Origin of the sequence: Nonomuraea guangzhouensis (genome assembly GCF_019396345.1) — a bacterium.
GTDB classification, from domain to species: domain Bacteria; phylum Actinomycetota; class Actinomycetes; order Streptosporangiales; family Streptosporangiaceae; genus Nonomuraea; species Nonomuraea guangzhouensis.
This window is the reverse complement of sequence record NZ_JAHKRM010000011.1, coordinates 322,965-340,803: the sequence shown is the minus strand read 5'-3', so window position 1 is coordinate 340,803 and position 17,839 is coordinate 322,965. Positions and strand designations below refer to the sequence as shown.

Below are 17,839 nucleotides of genomic sequence, written 5' to 3'. Positions count from 1 at the left end.
GACCGCGGCCCGCCTCGGGCGGACCGCGGTCGTCGTCCGGGAGCCGGCAGACCGGGAGCCGGGAGGTGCGCCCTCCCGTGGGCCCTACGTCAGGCGGCGGGCCAGTACGAGCCGCGTCCTGGCGGACAACCCGGCCACCAGCGCGGCCAGCAGCGGCAGGCCCAGCACGAGCGCGGCCAGGAACAGCCACGGGACGGCGATCGTCGTCGGCCCGGGATCGAACGGGAACGCGTCCCCGGCTCGATGTCCGATGGCCATCGGCCAGGACAGCGCGATCCCGGCCACGGCCCCCGCCACGACGCCGACCACCGCGCCCAGCCCGGCAATGTAACCCGCCTGACCGGCTATCACCAGCCGCCGGCTGCGGGACGGCGCCCCGACCGCCGACATGGTGTCCAGGTCGCGGCGCATGTCGGCCGCGGCGAGCCCGGTGGCTGCGAACGTGCCGCCGAGCACCAGCACCATGGCGACGCCCAGCAATATCCAGAGCATGGGTATGAGATCTTCGCCCTGGTCGCGCTGGACGTAGAGATCGATCCTGCCGCTGATCGCCGAGAGATCCCGGGTCAGCTGCTCCTGATCCGCGGGGCGGTACATGGCGTACAGCCGCCGCTCCTTGACCTGCACTCCGATGGACGCCAGCGCGGCCGGCGGCACCACCCCGCCCCCGACGTGCGGGTCGGCGGCGCTCGCGAGCACGGCGGGCAGCCGCTTGGGCTTGACCACGCCCTCGTCGTCCCGGTTCATGACCTGCAGGGTCGCCAGACCGTTCTTGATCAGCTCCGGATCGAACACCACGATCTTGCCCGCGGCCAGCGCCGCGGCGGCCCGCGGATCCTGCCGTCCCTGGATGAGCGCGAGCAGTTGCGCATCGCCGACCGGCACCTCGCCTCCATAGGAGACGCTGGGGTCACACCGCTCGCCACAGTTGCGGCCGAGATCGATCCAGGTTCCACGGCCCTTGGTGTCCACCGGATACGCACCGGGAACCGTCCGGGCCCCGCCCAGTTGCCGTGCGGCCGCCGTCCGCAGCTTGGCCCAGCCGCTGTCGTCCAGGTCGGCGCCTTCGATCTTGATGCTGCCGACCGGGGCATAGGGATGGTAAGCGGCCTCCCGTCCCGCGGAACTGCTGGCGAGTCCGATGCTGAACCCGACCGCGGCCACCGTGGCCGCCATGACGGCTGCGGCGGCGGAGGCCGTACGGGAGCGGTGGCGTGAGGCGTCGCGGACCGCGAGGCGCAGCGGGAGCGGCAGGCGGGCGGCGAGCCGGGCCGTGCGGCGGACCAGCCACGGCATCAACGCGACCAGCCCCAGCACGACCAGCCCGAGAGCCGCCACGACCGGCAGCTCCTCACCGCGCAGACTGAGCGCGGTCAGGACCAACCCGGCCACCACGAGTACGAGGCCGAGCACGGGACGACCGGCACGGTCGCGGGACTCGCCCGTCCGGCCCGCCAGCACCTGGGCGGGACTCTGCCGGGCGGCCTGCACGGCGGGTACGAGGGCGGCGATCAGCCCGCTCACCACGCCCAGCACGGCCACGCCCGCGACGCTCGCCCACGGTACCTCGAACGGGCCGAGCTGCCCGACCCATTGCCCGACCAGCGGCACCGCCGCAAGGGCGCCGCCGATGCCGAGGACCGTCCCCGCCAGGGCCGCCACGCCGCCGAGCACCAGCCCGTCGGCCAGCACGATGGCCCGCAGGTGCGCGCCCGAGCCGCCCTGCGCCGCGATCACGGCCAGCTCCCGTCGCCGCCGCCGCAGCCCCACGGCGAACGCGGGCCCGGCCAGCAGCACCGTCTCCATGACGATGAAGACGACGGCGAGCGCGGTCTTGATCGGGGCGGTGCCGTCCGGGCTGTCGAGGATGACGCCGGCGGGCGGGTTCTCAATGACGGCTCTGGAACGGACGAGCAGCCCGTGTCTGTTCAGCCCCTGCACGCGCGCCCAGTCGAGCGGCGCGGTGGTGTCCGCGAGCCAGCCGGCGCCGAGGCCACCAACCTTGTCCAGCAGGAGCACGCCCTGGAAGCCGATGATCTCGGCGGAGCCGGGTCTGCTGGGATTCTCGATCACGCCGACCACACGCACCCGCGTGTTCCGCCGGGTGACGCTGATCGTGTCGCCTACCTTCGCTCCTTGCCTCAGCAGTTGCGCGGGCGTCGCCACCACCTCGCTGGGCGACGCCGGGAACCGGCCCTCCTTCAGTTGCCGCATTCCCCGGGTCATCGGGTCGCGCAGGTCCACCTCGACGGCACTCACCCGGTCGTAGCCGTCCTTGTCCTGGAACTCCCCGTAGTCCTCGTTGTAGGGGATGATCCGGCCGTCGACCAGCGCGGCAACCTTTGCCTGCGTCCCTGGTGAGTCCGTGGACGGCTCTCCACTGCCCGACGTCCAGCTCATGCCGAAGGGGTCCTGCTCGATAGACCCGAACCTGCTGGTGCCGATCCACGCGTCCGCGGACCCCAACCGGGTGGTCAGCCCCTCGCGGGCGTCCACATCGATGGTGGCGTACCCCGTGAGCACGCCGGTGATGAGCAGCACCGGCAGGCCGATCATCACCATGATCAGTGCTGTCCGTCCCTTGAACCGCACCGCGTCCCTGCGGGAGATCCGCAGTGCGGCGGCGAACGCGCTCATCGGGCGCTCTCCAGAGGCACGGCCGTCGAGTCGGCGATCTCCCCGTCGCGCAGAAACACCACGCGGTCGGCCCACCCGGCGTAGCGGGGCTCGTGGGTGACCAGCAGCACCGCCGCACCCGCGTCGCAGCGCTCGCGCAGCAGGCGCAGGATCTCGTCGCCGCTCGCCGTGTCCAGCGCGCCCGTCGGCTCGTCGGCCAGCACCAGGCGCCGCTCGCCGACCAGTGCCCTGGCGATCGCCACGCGCTGCCGCTGCCCGCCGGACAACTCCTCGGGAAAGCGGTCGGCGATGTGGTCCACCCCCACCGAGGCCAGTACGGCCAGCGCCTCTTCCCGGGCCTGCCGGGAGCGGACGCCGTCGAGCTCTCTCGGTAACATCACGTTCTCGGCGGCCGTGAGCGACGGGATCAGGTTCAGGTCCTGGAAGACGTACCCGACGCTGCCGCGCCGCAGCGCCGCCAGGTCCGTCACGGTGGCCAGGTCCGTGCCCTCGATCGTCACGCTGCCCGAGGTCGGCCGGTCGAGGCCGCCCGCGAGGTTGAGCAGGGTCGACTTGCCGGAGCCTGACGGGCCCATGACGGCGACCAGCTCGCCGCCGGAGACTTCGAGGCTCACCCCCTTGAGCGCGTGCACTTGGCCGTGCACGCGCGTCACCTCATCCAACCTCATCACAGTCATGTGCTCTTCTCCTTGAGAACGGCCTCGCAGTGGTCCAGCCAGCGCTGTTCCGCCTCGGCCTGAAAGATCAATGAATCGAGGACGAGCCGCTGCCCGAGCCCCTCGGTGTTCGCCCGTTTCGCCCTGGTCAGCTCCTGCAGCGCACGCATGGTGGCGGTGCGCTGGGCCAGGATCACCGCCGAGACGTCGACGTCGCCGGCGGCGACGGCCATGGCGAGCTTGATGACCAGTTCGTCCCGAGGCCGGTCGGTCTGGTCGACGGGGGTGCTGAACCATCGCCCCAGCTCGGCCCGACCGGCCTCGGTGACCGTGTAGACGGCCCTCCCCTGTTCGTCGGCCCCGCCGGGCTCGACGAGGCCGTCACGCTCCATCCGGGAGAGCGTCGTGTAGACCTGGCCGATGTTGAGCGGCCAGGTCGCCCCCGTCGACGCCTCGAATTCCACCCGGAGTTGGTAGCCGTAACGCGGCCCCCTGCTCAGCAACGCGAGCAGTCCGTGTCTGATCGACATGGATACTGAGTATGCATACTGAGTATGGTCGACGCAAGAGATCCGCATATTCTGGACAGGGGACGCGGTTCAGGCCGATACTCGGGGCATGAGCTCGACGCATCCACCGTTCCGCGCGTCCGACGGGGAACGCGATCGCGCGATCGACGAGCTCCGCGACCGTGCCGTCGAAGGGCGGATCTCCCACGACACCTTCGTCGGCCGGGTGGATCAAGCGCTCCGGGCGCGCAACCGGCACGAGCTCGACGACCTGGTCGCCGATCTGCCCCGCCGCCGGACGTTCCGCCAGCGGCTGACCGACGCGGTGTCCAGCGCCTCCGACTTCACCACCCGCCTCCAGGCGGCCTGGCGCAAGCCGCGCCTGCCCCGGCTGGCCCTGCCCGACGACCACCGCGTCCGTTACGTGGTCGGCCGCGGGTCGGCCTGCGACCTGGTGTTGTCCGACCTGACGGTCTCACGGGTGCACGCCGAGCTGCGGCGCGAGGACGACGGCGGCTGGATGCTGGTCGATCTGGGCTCGCTCAACGGCACGCGGCTGAACGGCTGGCGACTGGTGGGGCCCGCCAAGATCAAGTCGGGTGACGAGATCTCCTTCGGCGACTGCGGCTTCCTGGTGAACGCGGGCCAGCTCACGTAAGCGCGCCGTCTTTCGTGGGCGAGGGCCTCCTGTCAGGCTGACCGTGGGCGGCGCCTGCCGTACAGCCGACTCGAAATATACGGATATTTGCGTATTACAGGCTGCGTGCGCTGCCTCATGCTCCCAGGTGAGACCCCCAGCCCTCATTGGAGACTCCATGCGGCGCACCTCAGCATCCCTCGTCGCGGGCGCGCTCGTCGCGGCCCTCGCGTGGGCGTCCAGCCCCTCCTCACCCGCCGTCGCGGTCGACCCCTCGGCGGGCGTCGCGGACCTGACCCAGGACATCAACCAGATCCTCGCCGACTCGCGGCTCACCGTCGGCCGGGCCGGCGTGGTCGTCAAGAGCGCGGCCAAGGGCGACGAGCTGTACGCCACCGACGCCGGCAAGCTGATGATCCCGGCGTCCAACACCAAGCTGTTCACCTCCGCCGCCGCCGTCGACACGCTCGGCCTCGACTACCGCTTCCCCACCACCGTGCTGAGCGGCGGGCGCAAGCTCGGCTCCGTTCTGACCGGCGACCTGGTCCTGCGCGGCACCGGCGATCCGACGATGCTGGCCGAGGACTACGACGCGCTGGCCGCCAAGGTCGCCGCCGCGGGCATCAAGCTGGTCGCGGGCAAGCTGGTCGCCGACGACACGTGGTTCGACTCCGTACGGCTCGGCAACGACTGGACCTGGGACGACGAGACGGCCTACTACGCGGCGCAGATCTCCGCGCTGACCGCCTCCCCGGACCGGGACTACGACGCCGGTTCGGTGATCGTCTCGGTGGCGGCCGCCGGCGGCCAGGTCAAGGTGTCGACCACGCCCGAGACCGACTACCTGAAGATCGTCAACAAGGCCACCGTGGGCACCACGACCGACGTGCTCATCGAACGGCAGCACTCCACGAACACCGTGGTCATCACCGGCACCGTGGCCGACCCGTACCAGGAGTGGGTGGCCGTCGACGACCCCACCCGCTATGTGGCGTCGCTGTTCCGCAAGGCGCTGGCCAAGCACGGCGTCCGCGTGGCGGGCCCGACCGTCACCGGCGCGGCTCCGTCCGGCGCCGCCACGCTGGCCGAGCACCAGTCGATGCCGCTGAGCGAGCTGCTGGTGCCCTTCCTCAAGCTGAGCAACAACATCCACGCCGAGATCCTGACCAAGGCGATGGGCCGCAAGGTCTCCGGCCAGGGCACCTGGGCGGCCGGGCTCAAGGTGACCACCGACTTCGCCAAGGCCAACGGCGTGCAGGTGCTCAACATGCGTGACGGCTCCGGCCTCTCGCGCCGCGACGGCTTCACGCCGACCTCGATCGCCCAGCTCCTGAGCGCCGTACGCGCCAAGCCGTGGTTCAAGACCTGGTACGACGCGCTGCCCATCGCGGGCAACGCCGACCGCTTCACCGGCGGCACGCTGCGCAGCCGGATGCGTAACACCGCCGCGGCGAACAACGTGCACGCCAAGACCGGGTCGCTGACCAGCGTCACGTCGCTGTCGGGCTACGTGAACAGCGCGGAGGGCGAGCCGCTGGTGTTCTCCATCATGCTCAACCAGTTCCTGTCGAGCTCGCCGAAGGACATCGAGGACAAGATCGCCATCCGGCTCGCCCAGTTCTCGCGGACCGCGCCGGTGGACGCGGTGTCGCAGCTCCGTTCGACGGGTGAGACCGCGACGGCCGACCTCGAGTGCTCCTGGCTCAAGCCCGCCGAGTGCTGATCGACCGGGCAGCGCCCGGCGAGTGCTGAGCCGGCGATGTCCGTCCATGGCCGTGCGGCGTCACGCCGCACGGCCATATTTTTGGCGTGTGACGCCCAGGTGGCGTGGGAGGTTTACCGAGGTGGATGGGGAGATCGTTACGATTGGGTCACCTGGTACTCCAGATATAGCAGCGTTTTTCGTGACATGAGCGTTGCGGGCCTACCAGAATGCGGGATCGACGCAGGATCTAGCAGCACCGGAGGGACAGGATGCGCGGGCAACTCCAGGCACTTGTCTGCCTCGGAAGTCTGGCGGCATTGAGCTTCCCCGCGCCCGCCACCGCCCAGGCGGCGAGCACGAAGACTCCGTGCCGGGTCGTGGCCGCCAAGCCGTCCCTGTCCAGGGGCATGGTCACCGGCACGGCCGGCCGGGTCGGCTGTGATGCCAAGGCCACGCTCAGGGTTCGGATCGTCCGAGCCGTGGCCGGTCCCGACCGTACGGTGAAGAGCGGATCCAAGCTCGTGCTGAACGGCCGGATCGCCGCCCGCGTCCGCTGTGCCGCCCCCGGCCGCTACTACGTCGTGGCCATGGACTACCAGAGCAAGCCGATCCAGTCGCCGTCGGTGGCACTGTCCTGCGCGGGGCGGACATCGCCGAAGACCAGCACCGCCTCGACCATCGAGGAGCAGGTCGTCAAGCTCACCAACCAGGCGCGCGCCAAGAAGGGCTGCCGCCCCCTCACCCATGACCCCAAGCTCCACGCGGCGGCCGAGCGGCACTCCGCCGACATGGCCGCTCAAGGCTACTTCGACCACGACTCCAAGAACGGCCGGACCCCGGGCAATCGCATATCGGCGGCCGGCTTCGCGCCGATCAGCACCTGGGGCGAGAACATCGCGATGGGTCAGCCGACGGCCGCCTCGGTCGTACAGGCCTGGCTCAACAGCCCTGGGCACCGCGCCAACATCATGAACTGCTCCTTCACCCATATCGGCGTCGGCCAGTCCACCAAGGGCCCCTACTGGACTCAGGACTTCGCCGCGCACTAGACCACAGAACCCCACCCAGCCAGGGAGCGTCGGGCCTCCACCAGGCGCGCCACCGCGCCGGTTCCCACCGCAACGCCACGGCGCTCCCATCCGGCGGGCCCGGTCGCGCCTCCCCCCGCACAGCGGACCGCGACCGGGCCCGCACCCCTTTCCAGCGGGTACGCGTCCAGTCGATGATCGACGGTCCGCCCGCGAAGCACCACAGCGCCAGCACCGGGTCGCAGATGGCACAGCCGAAGGAGGAGGACTCGGCGAACGGGATGAGGGGGCTCCCCTGCAGGTGGTGGCCTATGTCCCAGGCGGTGTGGAGCAACCAGCCGATGCCGATGAAGGTCCAGTTGTCGAGCCCCTTGTAGGCGACACAGGTCATGACGACCGGCAGGACGAACTCCCAGGGGCCGAATCCGCCGCCGCTGAGGTAGGCGGCACCCGCGCCGGCGATCGCCAGGGCGTTGACGCGGCGTCGATGCGGCTCGCGGATCAGGGACATGCCGCAGATGGCGATCAGGCCGATCAGGATCGGCATGAGGATGGACATGGGCGTGGCGATCCTTCGGTTGACGAGCGGGGATTGGATCACCACGCTAGGCCGACCGCTCGTCGGCCCCCAGAGGCTGGATGGACAATCTCCAACGGGTTCTCGCCACCCCTACCGTGGTTGCCATGCACACTGTGGCGGTCCTGGCGCTGGACCAGGTGGTGGCGGCCGACATGGCGACCCCGATCGAGGTGTTCGGGCGCGCCCGGCTGGCGGACGGGCGCCGCCCGTACCGGGTCCAGGTCTGTGCGGCGACGCCGCAAGTGGTCAGTGAGACCTTCACGCTCATCGCCCCGTACGGCCTGGAGGCGCTGCGGGAGGCGGACACGATCGTCGTACCGGGCTGCTCGGACCAGGCCGCCCCGCCGTGCCCGGAGGTGCTCGACGCCCTGCGTGCGGCGGCGGCCGCCGGCACCCGGATCGCGTCCATCTGCGCGGGCGCGTTCACCCTCGCCGCGGCCGGGCTGCTGGACGGGCTGAGCGCGACCACGCACTGGGTGGCGGCTGGCCGGCTGGCGGAGCTGTTCCCGCTGGTCGATGTGCGGCCGGACGTGCTGTACGTCGACAACGGCCAGATCCTTACCTCCGCGGGGGCCGCGGCCGGCCTGGACCTGTGCCTGCACATCGTCCGGCGGGACTTCGGCTCGGCGGTCGCCGCGGACTCGGCGCGGCTGTCGGTGATGCCGCTGGAGCGGGAGGGCGGGCAGGCGCAGTTCATCGTGACCGCCCGGCCGCCGGTGCCCCAGGGTTCGCTGCTGGAGCCGGTGCTGTCGTGGGTCGAGGACAACCTCGCCGAGGAGGTGACCCTGGCGGCGATGGCCGGGCGCAGCGGGCTGAGCGAGCGGACCTTCAGCCGCCGCTTCCGGGAGCAGACCGGCACCACCCCGCTGCAGTGGCTGCTGCGCGCCCGGGTACGGCGGGCGCAACTGCTGCTGGAGACCACCGACGACGGCGTCGAGCGCATCGCCGCACAGGCCGGGTTCGGCTCGCCCACCGCTTTCCGGGAGCGGTTCAAACGCGTGGTCGGCGTCACCCCGCGCTCCTACCGCTCCTCCTTCCGGACCAGCGCCTCCTGAGCGCTCAGGCCCCGGTCAGTCGCGGGTGTCCGAGAAACGGGCCAGGACCAGTGACTCGACGACGCCCACGACCGCGTACGCCAGGATCGACACCGCCGTGACCACCACGATGTCCGCCCACACCTCGTCGTACCGGAACCCGCCGATCGCCCGCAGGATCCCGGCCCCGATCCCCTGCCCGGTCGCCAGCCACTCCGCGATGAGCGCCCCGATGATCGAGGCGGGCACGGAGATCCGCGCCGAGGCGAACACCGAGGGCATCGCCGTCGGCACGGCCACCTTGCGCAGCACGGTCAGCCGCCCGCCCCCGTACGCCATCACCAGGTCGGTGGCCTGCGGCGAGGCCGAGCGCAGCCCGAAGGCGATGTTCACCAGGGCGGGGAAGAACACCACGATGCCGCCGATGACGGCGACGCCGACGAGTTCGCGGCCGAAGACGAGCGTGATCAGCGGCGTCATCACCACGAGGGGCACCGAGCGCAACAGCATCGCGACCGGCATGAACGTCTGCTCGACAGTCCTGAACAGCACGAACGCCATCGCCACGACGACCGCCGCGACCATCCCGGTGGCGAAGCCGATGGCCGCGTCCCTGATCGTGATGCCCAGGGCGGCGAAGACCGCGTCGCGATGCGCCGCGGACGAGCCGAACAGGTACTCCCAGACCTGCGGGGGACGCTTGCCCACCAGCGGGCTGATGCCGAACGCCTCCAGGGACAGCCACCAGATCGCCACCACGATGACCACGGAGGGCAGCAGCGGGCCGACGACTCGCAACACGATGCGGCCGATCATCGGGAGGACCTCGCTCTGCCGTACGACCAGGGTGTGACCACGCGCGCGACCAGCGCGACGACCGCGTAGCCGAGGCCCGCGACCAGGCCGGCCACGAGCGCCAGCCCCCACGTGCGCGGGACCTGGAACTGCTGCTGGGAGATCATCAAGGAGACGCCGAGTCCCTGGTCGTTGCTGCCGAGGTATTCACCGATGATGGCGCCGAGCAGCGCGGAGGGGGCCGAGATCTTCAGCCCGGCGAACGTGCTCGGCAGCGCCGCGATGATCTGGACGTGCCGGAGCTTGGCCAGCCGGCCGCCGCCGTACACCGCGATGAGGTCGAGGCTGGTCCGGTCGGCGGAGCGGAGCCCGAGCAGGGCGCCGATGAGCGTGGTGAAGAAGACGGAGACAGCGGCCAGGAACACCACGGCGGCCTCACCGCCGAAGACGACCAGGATGATCGGGCCGATGGCCAGCAGCGGGATGCAGTAGCTGATCACGGCGAGCTGCGTCGCCACGGCCTCCAGGCGCGGGACGAGCAGGACGAGCAGCGCGACCCCGATGGCCAGGCCGTTGCCCCAGAGGAAGCCCTGGAGCGCGGCGCCGACGGTGGCCGTCGTGTTGGGGCCGTAGAAGGCCCAGCCGTCGTGGCCCATACCGGCCAGGACCGCCCACGGTGTCGGCACCGCGCCGCCGTCCGCGAAGACCGTCACGGCGAGCAGCCACCACAGGGCGATCAGGACGGCGACGCCGAGCAGGCCGTGGATCCGCTTCACGAGCCGTGCCCCTTCACGAGCCCTGCCCGAAGAGCAGGTCGCTGAGGTGGTCGTGGATGGCGTGGAACTCCGGTGTCCGCATCATCTCGGGCACGCGGGGGCGGGGCAGGTCGATCTCCACCAGCTCCACGATCCGGCCCGGGCGCGGGCTCATGACGGCCACCACGTCCGACAGGAAGATCGCCTCGCCGATGCCGTGGGTGACCATCAGCGTGGTGGCGGGCTTCTCGGTCCAGATGCGCAGCAGTTCCAGGTTGAGCCGCTGGCGGGTCATGTCGTCCAGGGCGCCGAACGGCTCGTCGAGCAGCAGCACACTGGGCTTGACCACCAGCGCGCGGGCGATCGACACGCGCTGCCGCATGCCGCCCGACAGCTCGGCGGGCCGCGCCTTCTCGAAGCCCTGCAGGCCGACCAGCTTGATCAGGTCGTCGATCACGCCGGGCTCCGGCTTGATCCCGGCGACCTCCAGCGGCAGCCGGATGTTGGCCGCGACGCTCCGCCAGGCCAGCAGCGCCGAGTCCTGGAAGGCGATGCCGAGGTGGTGGCTCCTGCGGAGTTCCTCCGGGGTTTCGCCGTTCACCCGGATCTCGCCGGTGGTGGGCTGTTCGAGCCCGGCCAGGATGCGCAGCACGGTCGACTTGCCGCAGCCCGAGGGGCCGAGCAGCGACAGGAAGGAGCCTTTCGGCGTCTCCAGGTCGATGTGCTCGATCGCGGTCAGCCCTCTGCTGAACGTCTTGCTCAGGCCCGTGATGCCGATGCCGGTCATGAGAGCTTGAGGCTCGCGTCGGCCTTGTAGATCTCGTCCAGGATCGTCAGGTCGAAGAGGCTCTCGGCCTTGACGGTCAGCCCGGCCTTGGCGAGGGAGGCGATGTTCTGCTCGATCAGCTCGGCGGTCATCGTGAACAGGCCGTTGGCCTTGGCGTCAGGGGTGACGACGAGCTCGTTCTGCATCTTGGCCTCCTCGGTCTGCTCGGCGACGTCGAGGTTCTGGTCCTTGCCGTATGTCTTCGCGGCCAGCTCCGCCGCCTTGGCCGGGTCGGCGACGGCGTCCTTCCAACCCTTGATCTCGGCCGTGAGGAACGCCTTGAGCTTGTCACGCTCCTTGTCGATCGTCTCCTGCGTCACCGTGAACGTCTCGGCGACCAGCGGCAGCCCGTGGTCGGCGAACAGCATGTGCGCCGCGTCCACGCCCTGCATCTTCAGCCGCACCGGGCCGCTGGTGACGAAGCCGACATAGCCATCGAGCTGGCCGGAGGTCAGCATCGACGGGTCGGACTGGAACGGCACCCGCGTCACGCTCGACGGGTCGAGGTTGTTGGCCTTGAGCAGCGCGTTCCAGACCAGCTCGTTGGAGTCCTGGACGCCGATCTTCTTGCCGGCCAGGTCCTTGGGGTCCTGGATGGGGCTCTTGCCGAGGGAGACGATGGCGAAGGGGTTCTTCTGGAAGGTCGCGCCGACGATCTTCAGCGGCGCGCCCTGGAGCACGGCGGGCGCGGTGATGGTCGGCGTCGACAGGCCGATCCAGCAGCGGCCGGTGGTCAGGCCCGACTCGACCGAGGTGCCGGAGCCGCCACCCGACAGCAGCTCCACCTGCGAGAATCCGGCGGCCTTGTAGTAGCCCTTGCTGTCGGCGAAGTACTCGCCGGCGAACTCGACGTTCTTCTTCCAGGAGAGCTGGATCTTGACCGCGCCGAACCCGCTCCCACTCCCGCTCCCACCGGACGCACCGCTGTCGCCACAGGCGGCCAGGCCGAGCGCCAGTCCGGCCAGACCTGTCGTCCGCAGGAACGCGCGACGGTCGAGGGTAGCCATAATTCTCCTTGGAACGGCGATGAACGTGCAGGTCAGGAAGCTATACAGCGATTATTACCATCGTGTGACGGAAAACCGGTCACGGCATGGGGTGGGATGATCGGGTGGGGAAAAGCCCAGCCCCGGCGCTTCGGACCCTGTAGGTCCCTACGAGAGCGCCCGGTGAGGTCCGTAGATCCCTCCAGCGGCGGAGGGCGTCCGGTAGCGTCCTTGATGAGATGAGACTTGACGGAATCCCGCTTTGGGACGGTACCGAATTCAGGGGCCCGGTCGAGCTGACCTGGGAGCCGGACCGGATCGGCGACGTGCGGCCCGCCACACAGCGGCACGACGACCTGTGCGTGCTCCCCGGCCTGGTCGACACGCACGTACACCTGATCGGCCACGCCGGTGAGGGCCCGCCGCCGGACTTCGCCACCTGGCCGCTCGTCACGACCCGCGACGAACAGGTGCTGCACGGCGTCGCCCACGCCCAGCGGGCCATGCGCCACGGCGTGACGACCCTGCGCGACCTGGCCGGGGACGAGGCGCAGATCGCGCTGCGCCGGGCCTTCGACGCCGGCGTGCTGCCCGGCCCGCGGGTCCAGGTCCACGGCGTGGTCGGCATGACGGCCGGGCACAACGACCTGTTCGTGCCGCCCGCGATCCCGCAGCGCAAGCCCACCGCCGACGGCCCCGACGAGTGCCGCAAGCTCGTACGCACCTGGGCCCGCGCCGGGATGGACGGCATCAAGCTCACCACCAGCGGCGGCGTGCTGTCGATCGGCGACAAGAACGGCTGGCGCAACTACACGCGCGAGGAGATCAGGGCCGTCGTCGACGAGGCGCACGCGCTCGGCATGCTGGTCGCCTCGCACGCCCACTCCGAGGACGGCATCCGCGTCGCCGTCGAGGAGCACGTCGACTCCATCGAGCACGGGACGCTGCTGAGCAGGGACCTCGCCGAGGTGCTCGCGGCCCGCCGCACACCCGTCGCGCCGACCCTGCTGATCAACGAGGCCATCGCCGAGGGCCGGGTCCCGGTCGCCGCGGAGTCCATGGCCAAGGCCGCCGAGCTGGTGGCCACGCGCAACGTGCTGCTCGCCGAGGCGGCGCGGCTGGGCGTCCGTTTCGTCCTGGGCACTGATGCCAACGGGCACCACGTCCAGTTCGGCGACCAGCTCGCCGAGGTGGTCCACATGACCGAGATCCTGGGCATGTCCGCCCAGGAGGCGCTGCGCGCGGCCACCTCCGACGCCGCCGACTCGATCGGCATGCCGGTGGGCCGGATCGCGCCGGGCCTCGGGGCCGACTTCATCGTGCTGCGCGGCCGCCCGTGGGAGCGGATCGCGGACCTGGCCGTGGCGAACATCGTCGCCGTGGTCTCACGTGGCCGGCTCGTCGCGGGCCGGCTGCCCTGACCTGAGCGCCAGATAGAGGTCCGTACGGTCACGCATCGACGACATCCGCCGCCCGGTCAGCTCCTCGATCCGCTGCATGCGGTAGCGCAACGTGTTGACGTGCACATAGAGCTCGTCGGCCGTCCGCTGCCAGGAGCCGCACGTCTCCAGGAAGACGTCGAGCGTGCGCAGCAGCTCGGATCCGTGCCGGGCGTCGTAGTCGATGATCGGCCCGAGCAGGTGCTCCCTGAACGAGCGGCGCACGCTCACGGGCAGCTGGGCCAGCAGGAGTTCGTGGCTGTCGACGTCGGCGACCGACATGACGGACACCGGCCCCTCGCCGTAGCGGGCCGACTCCATCCCGCGCCGCGCCGTCTCCAACGCCTCGCCGAGCTGCGACACGCTGGCGGTCGCGTCGCTGATCCCGGCCGCCACCCGCATGCCCGGCCGGTTGGTCACGAGCAGGCGCAGCTCCTCGGTCAGTGCCTGACGCGACACCTTGCCGTTCACCAGCACCATCGCCTCGTCCGGCCGTCCGCCGACGACCAGATGCCGGCCTCTGCGCTCCAGGGCGTACATGAGGGCGGGCACGTCGTCCTCGTCGCTGCCGCCCGTCCTGGCCACCACCATGGCCGTGGTCGGCAGCCCCGGATCGGCCCCGAGCAGCCGCAGGTGGGCCGAGACCTCGCCGGGCGCGATCCGCTGCGTGCCCAGGAGGTCGAGCAGCGTCTGCGCCCTGGCCTGCTCGTCCTTGCGCCGCTCGGCCGCGAACGCCTCCTCGGTCACCACCTCGGTGATCGCGCCGAACGACTGGTCGGGCGCGGCCAGGAGCAACGGCAACCGACGGCGTTCGCACGCCTTGACCAGCGCGTCCGGCAACTCCCCCAGCACGACCAGCCCGACGATCAGCCCGGCGACGTCGCTCGTCCACAGCGCGTCGGCGAACGTCTCGCAGTCGGACGGCTGGTTGTACCAGACCCCGCTGGTCAGCACGAGGTCACCGGAACGCAGGTAGCGCCGAGGGTCGGGCAGATCCGTCGGATAGGCCCGTTTCACCTCCCGGCCGAGCCCTTCATGACCGGTCACCGGCACGAGGCCCAGGTCGTCGCGCCCCAGCAGATCCGCCAGCCTCATGAATCTGATGTTATGCCAGGTCAACGAGTGACAGTTCGGAGGTTCGCACGATACCGCCCCCGGCGCGTTGTCAGGTTTACTCGATCACATGCGGCCCAAAGCTGAACTCCACCTGCACATCGAAGGCACTCTCGAACCCGAGCTCGTCGTCGAGCTGGCCAGGCGTAACGGGATCGACCTGCCGACCTTCGACGCGGAGGCCATCAGGGCCCGGTACGACTTCGCCGATCTCCAGTCGTTCCTGGACATCTACTACGAGAACATGGCCGTGCTCCGCACCGACCGGGACTTCTACGATCTCGCCACCGCCTACCTGGCGCGGGCGCGGGCGCAGGGCGTACGGCATGCCGAGATCTTCTTCGACCCGCAGGCGCATCTGAGCAGGGGCGTGTCGCTGGAGGCGGTGTTCGGCGGGCTGTCGGCCGCGCTCAAGGACAGCGACGTGTCGGCGGCCCTGATCATGTGCTTCCTGCGTGACCAGGGCGCCGCGGAGGCCGAGGAGGTGCTGCGGGCCGCGCTGCCGTACCGGGAGCACTTCATCGGCGTCGGGCTGGACTCGGCGGAGGTCGGTCATCCGCCGGCGTTGTTCCGCCGGGTGTTCGACATGGCGGCCGCGGAGGGGCTGCGCCGGGTCGCGCACGCCGGCGAGGAGGGCGGCCCCGACTACGTGTGGGAGGCCCTGGACGTGCTCAAGGTGGAGCGCGTGGACCACGGCATCCGCGCCATGGAGGACCCGTCGCTGGTCGCCCGCCTGCGGGAGGAGCGGATCCCGCTGACGGTGTGCCCGCTGTCGAACGTCCGGCTGCGCACGGTGCCGTCGCTGCGGGACCACATCCTGCCCGCGATGCTGGACGAGGGCCTGCTGGTCACGGTGAACTCCGATGATCCGGCGTACTTCGGCGGTTACGTCGAGGACAACTACCAGGCGCTCCGCGACGAGCTGGGCATGACGGACGCGCAGCTGGACCAGATCGCCCGCAACTCCTTCACGGCGTCGTTCGTCGAGGTGCCCTCAGCCGGTCAATGAGGCGTGGAGGGTCCGGAGCAGCCGGTTGAGCCTTGACGCTGATGGCTCGCGTCGCCGGACGAGCTGATGTGATGTGATCGGGGCTGTTCAGCTTCTGGACTCGCGCGCCAAGGTCGTCCCGAGCAGGAGCACGAGCACCGCGGCGATGGCGCTCAGTCCCGCGGCGACGCCGATGATCGGCGCGAAGAACGCGGCGAGCAGCACGAGCACCACCGCGACACCGATCGCCGCCGGCCGCACCACCGTACGGCTCACCAGGGGTGCGTGCAGCACCCACAACAGGACGAGCATGATGACGACCGGGATGGCGACCGAGGCGACCACGACCTGCGCACCTGCCGCGATGTGGTGCTCCCCCTCCCCTAGCGAGGCCACCGCGACCTCAAGCCCGGCGCCGAGCGCGGCAAGCGCCGCGAATATCACGTAGTGCCCATAACCCCAGAAGAACGACCTCTCCCGCCGTTCCTCGAGCCCGTCACCGGCGGGCTCGGAGAAGTAGATCCACCACAGCGCGAAGAGGATGACGAGCCCGGCGATCGCGATGACGACGAGGCCTACGCTCAGTCCGTGCGCGACCGCGCCCTGCACCGCGTTCGTGGCCGCGAGCACGCTCTCGCCCAGCAGGATGATGGTGAACAGCCCGTACCGCTCGGCGATGTGGTGCGGGTGCCAGCTCGTCGATCCCGTACGCTCCGCGATCGGCGGCACCGCGAGGTCGAGGACGGCGCACCCGACGAACAGCCAGACCGGCCCGCCACCCGGCAGCGCGAGCTTGGACACCCAGAGCACCTGGACGAGCGAGATGCCGATCGCGTAGCGCAGCGCCGTCGCGCGTCCTTCGGGGTGCGCGACCGCCGCGCGCAACCACAGGCTCACCAGCCCGACCCGCATGACCAGGTAGCCGATCGTCACGACGGTGAAGTCGCCTTCGAACGCCGTGGGCACCCCGGCCGCGAGCACGAGCACCCCGGCCATCTGCAGAAGCGTCATGACGCGGTACGGCACGTCGTCGGTGTCGTACGCGGAGGCGAACCACGTGAAGTTCATCCACGCCCACCAGATGGCGAAGAAGACCATGAGGAACGGCCCGATGGCCGCCACGCCATGCCCCTGCTCGGTCGCGTGGGCGAGCCGGCCCACGATCTGCGAGACGGCGGCGACGAAGGTGAGATCGAAGAGCAGCTCCAGCGGGCTCGAGGCCCGGTGCTGCTCCGCGAGATCACGAGCAGCCATACGGGTGCGGAGCGGCGACATACGCCTACCTTATTGGCGCAGCTGACCGGTCCCCGGCGAGCCGGGGACCGGCAGCGGGGCTACTTGAGCCAGAGGATCCAGCCGTCGGGATAGTCGGTGCACTTGTACGCGTTGAAGTTCTCGCGCACATACTGCTGACCTGCGTCGACGCACTTCTTCTTGGTCGGGAAATGGCCGTAGGACACCCAGTCGGCCGCCTGAGCGGGCAGACCGAGTCCAACAACGGCCATAACGGCGATTCCCGCGCCCGCGAGCGCAGTCCGTACACGCATCTTTGACTCCCCTTCACCACTTGGGACAATGCACGAAGATCATCGCAGGGTGGGACAAGCCGGGGATCGGAGAGATTTATCAAGTGATCTGATCAATGTCGTCAGCTCTCGCCCTTGCGGACGACCTCTCGCGCATGACAGAAAGGAAAGCCTGGCGTGCCACGCCGACGGATCGTTCCAGCGGCCAGGTGTCGACGATCCGCCCCATGCAAGTCGCCAGGGAGTTCCGCACCGAGTGCGCCGCTACTCGCCCTTCGCGGAAACAGTCGTCTCGAACGACATCACTCAGCCGAAAATTCACAGATCCTTGCCGTTGAAGACCTCCTCATACAGGCCCTCGAGCTCGGTCGTCTCCACGATCTCAGCGAGCCGCTCCAGTGCGTCCGGACGGGTCAGCGCCGTGCGCTTGTCCTCGAACTCAGCCAGGGACATGTCCAGTTCAAGGACCGTGATCACCTGCCTGTCGTCGGCGACATTGCGCGAGACGCTGACCCTCGCGGGATAGCCGTCCACATCCTCCGGAACCCAAGCCTCCTTGAACTGCTCATACGTCACGCCCGCCTTCAGGGTTCGTACGAACACAGCACGCAGCATCGTTACCCCT

18 protein-coding genes are annotated in these 17,839 nt (G+C 70.1%); 6 read left to right on the top strand and 12 right to left on the bottom strand.

The features are described from left to right. Positions 1-84: 84 nt before the first annotated feature. Genes KME78_RS24815 through KME78_RS24805 form a run of 3 tightly spaced genes read right to left on the bottom strand, consistent with a single transcriptional unit; the run spans position 85 to position 3,823 of the window. Positions 85-2,637, bottom strand: a complete 2,553-nt coding sequence (locus tag KME78_RS24815) for an FtsX-like permease family protein (RefSeq protein WP_219531618.1) — start codon at positions 2,635-2,637, stop codon at positions 85-87. Further along, complete coding sequence (locus tag KME78_RS24810; RefSeq protein ID WP_219531617.1) at positions 2,634-3,314, bottom strand: ABC transporter ATP-binding protein; 681 nt, start codon at positions 3,312-3,314, stop codon at positions 2,634-2,636. The genes KME78_RS24815 and KME78_RS24810 overlap by 4 nt, the downstream gene beginning before the upstream one ends. Then, positions 3,311-3,823, bottom strand: coding sequence for a PadR family transcriptional regulator (locus KME78_RS24805; RefSeq protein ID WP_219531615.1), 513 nt, complete (start codon positions 3,821-3,823; stop codon positions 3,311-3,313). The genes KME78_RS24810 and KME78_RS24805 overlap by 4 nt, the downstream gene beginning before the upstream one ends. Before the next feature lie 88 nt (positions 3,824-3,911). Between KME78_RS24805 and KME78_RS24800 the strand changes: the two genes are divergently transcribed. From KME78_RS24800 to KME78_RS64585, 3 genes are all read left to right on the top strand, one after another. Beyond that, the gene (locus tag KME78_RS24800; protein WP_219531613.1) at positions 3,912-4,460 is read left to right on the top strand and encodes an FHA domain-containing protein; all 549 of its coding nucleotides are present in this window, start codon (positions 3,912-3,914) and stop codon (positions 4,458-4,460) included. A gap of 157 nt (positions 4,461-4,617) precedes the next feature. Then, positions 4,618-6,162, top strand: a complete 1,545-nt coding sequence (gene dacB, locus KME78_RS24795) for a D-alanyl-D-alanine carboxypeptidase/D-alanyl-D-alanine endopeptidase (protein ID WP_219531611.1) — start codon at positions 4,618-4,620, stop codon at positions 6,160-6,162. 299 nt (positions 6,163-6,461) lie between these two features. Further along, positions 6,462-7,193 carry a CAP domain-containing protein gene (locus tag KME78_RS64585; RefSeq protein ID WP_246651774.1) on the top strand — a complete coding sequence of 244 codons (732 nt, stop codon included), beginning with the start codon at positions 6,462-6,464 and terminating at the stop codon, positions 7,191-7,193. Here the strand turns inward: KME78_RS64585 and KME78_RS64580 are convergent. Next, entirely contained in the window at positions 7,126-7,731 is a 606-nt protein-coding gene (locus KME78_RS64580) for a DUF6010 family protein (protein ID WP_246651773.1), read from the bottom strand. The two genes, KME78_RS64585 and KME78_RS64580, sit on opposite strands and share 68 nt — an antisense overlap. 125 nt (positions 7,732-7,856) lie before the next feature. Between KME78_RS64580 and KME78_RS66310 the strand changes: the two genes are divergently transcribed. Further along, on the top strand, positions 7,857-8,807 hold the full coding sequence (locus KME78_RS66310) for a GlxA family transcriptional regulator (RefSeq protein ID WP_219531609.1): 951 nt from the start codon (positions 7,857-7,859) through the stop codon (positions 8,805-8,807). A gap of 15 nt (positions 8,808-8,822) precedes the next feature. Here KME78_RS66310 and KME78_RS24775 read toward each other — a convergent pair whose 3' ends face one another. Genes KME78_RS24775 through KME78_RS24760 form a run of 4 tightly spaced genes read right to left on the bottom strand, consistent with a single transcriptional unit; the run spans position 8,823 to position 12,169 of the window. Further along, on the bottom strand, positions 8,823-9,602 hold the full coding sequence (locus KME78_RS24775; RefSeq protein WP_219531607.1) for an ABC transporter permease: 780 nt from the start codon (positions 9,600-9,602) through the stop codon (positions 8,823-8,825). Then, positions 9,599-10,357, bottom strand: a complete 759-nt coding sequence (locus tag KME78_RS24770) for an ABC transporter permease (protein ID WP_219531605.1) — start codon at positions 10,355-10,357, stop codon at positions 9,599-9,601. Before KME78_RS24770 ends, KME78_RS24775 begins: the two co-directional genes overlap by 4 nt. A gap of 13 nt (positions 10,358-10,370) precedes the next feature. Next, the gene (locus KME78_RS24765) at positions 10,371-11,123 is read right to left on the bottom strand and encodes an ABC transporter ATP-binding protein (RefSeq protein WP_219531603.1); all 753 of its coding nucleotides are present in this window, start codon (positions 11,121-11,123) and stop codon (positions 10,371-10,373) included. Beyond that, positions 11,120-12,169 (bottom strand): ABC transporter substrate-binding protein, encoded by a 1,050-nt coding sequence (locus tag KME78_RS24760; RefSeq protein WP_219531601.1) that lies wholly within the window; start codon positions 12,167-12,169, stop codon positions 11,120-11,122. The genes KME78_RS24765 and KME78_RS24760 overlap by 4 nt, the downstream gene beginning before the upstream one ends. Before the next feature lie 218 nt (positions 12,170-12,387). Here KME78_RS24760 and KME78_RS24755 point away from each other — a divergent pair, with 218 nt between their 5' ends. Then, entirely contained in the window at positions 12,388-13,569 is a 1,182-nt protein-coding gene (locus KME78_RS24755; protein WP_219531599.1) for a metal-dependent hydrolase family protein, read from the top strand. Here KME78_RS24755 and KME78_RS24750 read toward each other — a convergent pair. Next, positions 13,534-14,682 (bottom strand): PucR family transcriptional regulator, encoded by a 1,149-nt coding sequence (locus tag KME78_RS24750; protein ID WP_219531597.1) that lies wholly within the window; start codon positions 14,680-14,682, stop codon positions 13,534-13,536. The two genes, KME78_RS24755 and KME78_RS24750, sit on opposite strands and share 36 nt — an antisense overlap. Positions 14,683-14,770: 88 nt before the next feature. On the opposite strand from KME78_RS24750, the gene KME78_RS24745 reads away from it, so the two are divergent. Beyond that, entirely contained in the window at positions 14,771-15,709 is a 939-nt protein-coding gene (locus KME78_RS24745; protein ID WP_219531595.1) for an adenosine deaminase, read from the top strand. 87 nt (positions 15,710-15,796) lie between these two features. On the opposite strand, the gene KME78_RS24740 is transcribed toward KME78_RS24745, so the two are convergent. The 3 genes from KME78_RS24740 to KME78_RS24730 form a co-directional block, all read right to left on the bottom strand. Continuing rightward, positions 15,797-16,963, bottom strand: a complete 1,167-nt coding sequence (locus KME78_RS24740) for a low temperature requirement protein A (protein WP_219531593.1) — start codon at positions 16,961-16,963, stop codon at positions 15,797-15,799. A 59-nt stretch (positions 16,964-17,022) separates the two neighbouring features. Then, positions 17,023-17,235, bottom strand: a complete 213-nt coding sequence (locus KME78_RS24735; RefSeq protein WP_219531591.1) for a hypothetical protein — start codon at positions 17,233-17,235, stop codon at positions 17,023-17,025. A gap of 297 nt (positions 17,236-17,532) precedes the next feature. Beyond that, on the bottom strand, positions 17,533-17,817 hold the full coding sequence (locus tag KME78_RS24730; RefSeq protein ID WP_219531589.1) for a hypothetical protein: 285 nt from the start codon (positions 17,815-17,817) through the stop codon (positions 17,533-17,535). Between the last annotated feature and the right edge of the window lie 22 nt (positions 17,818-17,839).

Bases quoted from the DNA above. Each gene is read 5' to 3' on its own strand.
- KME78_RS24775 (WP_219531607.1), bottom strand. From the start codon at position 9,602: ATGATCGGCCGCATCGTGTTGCGAGTCGTCGGCCCGCTGCTGCCCTCC.
- KME78_RS64580 (WP_246651773.1), bottom strand. From the start codon at position 7,731: ATGTCCATCCTCATGCCGATCCTGATCGGCCTGATCGCCATCTGCGGC.
- KME78_RS24805 (WP_219531615.1), bottom strand. From the start codon at position 3,823: ATGTCGATCAGACACGGACTGCTCGCGTTGCTGAGCAGGGGGCCGCGT.
- KME78_RS24740 (WP_219531593.1), bottom strand. From the start codon at position 16,963: ATGTCGCCGCTCCGCACCCGTATGGCTGCTCGTGATCTCGCGGAGCAG.
- dacB (WP_219531611.1), top strand. From the start codon at position 4,618: ATGCGGCGCACCTCAGCATCCCTCGTCGCGGGCGCGCTCGTCGCGGCC.
- KME78_RS24810 (WP_219531617.1), bottom strand. From the start codon at position 3,314: ATGACTGTGATGAGGTTGGATGAGGTGACGCGCGTGCACGGCCAAGTG.
- KME78_RS24755 (WP_219531599.1), top strand. From the start codon at position 12,388: ATGAGACTTGACGGAATCCCGCTTTGGGACGGTACCGAATTCAGGGGC.
- KME78_RS24750 (WP_219531597.1), bottom strand. From the start codon at position 14,682: ATGAGGCTGGCGGATCTGCTGGGGCGCGACGACCTGGGCCTCGTGCCG.
- KME78_RS24765 (WP_219531603.1), bottom strand. From the start codon at position 11,123: ATGACCGGCATCGGCATCACGGGCCTGAGCAAGACGTTCAGCAGAGGG.
- KME78_RS24745 (WP_219531595.1), top strand. From the start codon at position 14,771: ATGCGGCCCAAAGCTGAACTCCACCTGCACATCGAAGGCACTCTCGAA.
- KME78_RS24800 (WP_219531613.1), top strand. From the start codon at position 3,912: ATGAGCTCGACGCATCCACCGTTCCGCGCGTCCGACGGGGAACGCGAT.
- KME78_RS24815 (WP_219531618.1), bottom strand. From the start codon at position 2,637: ATGAGCGCGTTCGCCGCCGCACTGCGGATCTCCCGCAGGGACGCGGTG.
- KME78_RS24735 (WP_219531591.1), bottom strand. From the start codon at position 17,235: ATGCGTGTACGGACTGCGCTCGCGGGCGCGGGAATCGCCGTTATGGCC.
- KME78_RS24760 (WP_219531601.1), bottom strand. From the start codon at position 12,169: ATGGCTACCCTCGACCGTCGCGCGTTCCTGCGGACGACAGGTCTGGCC.
- KME78_RS66310 (WP_219531609.1), top strand. From the start codon at position 7,857: ATGCACACTGTGGCGGTCCTGGCGCTGGACCAGGTGGTGGCGGCCGAC.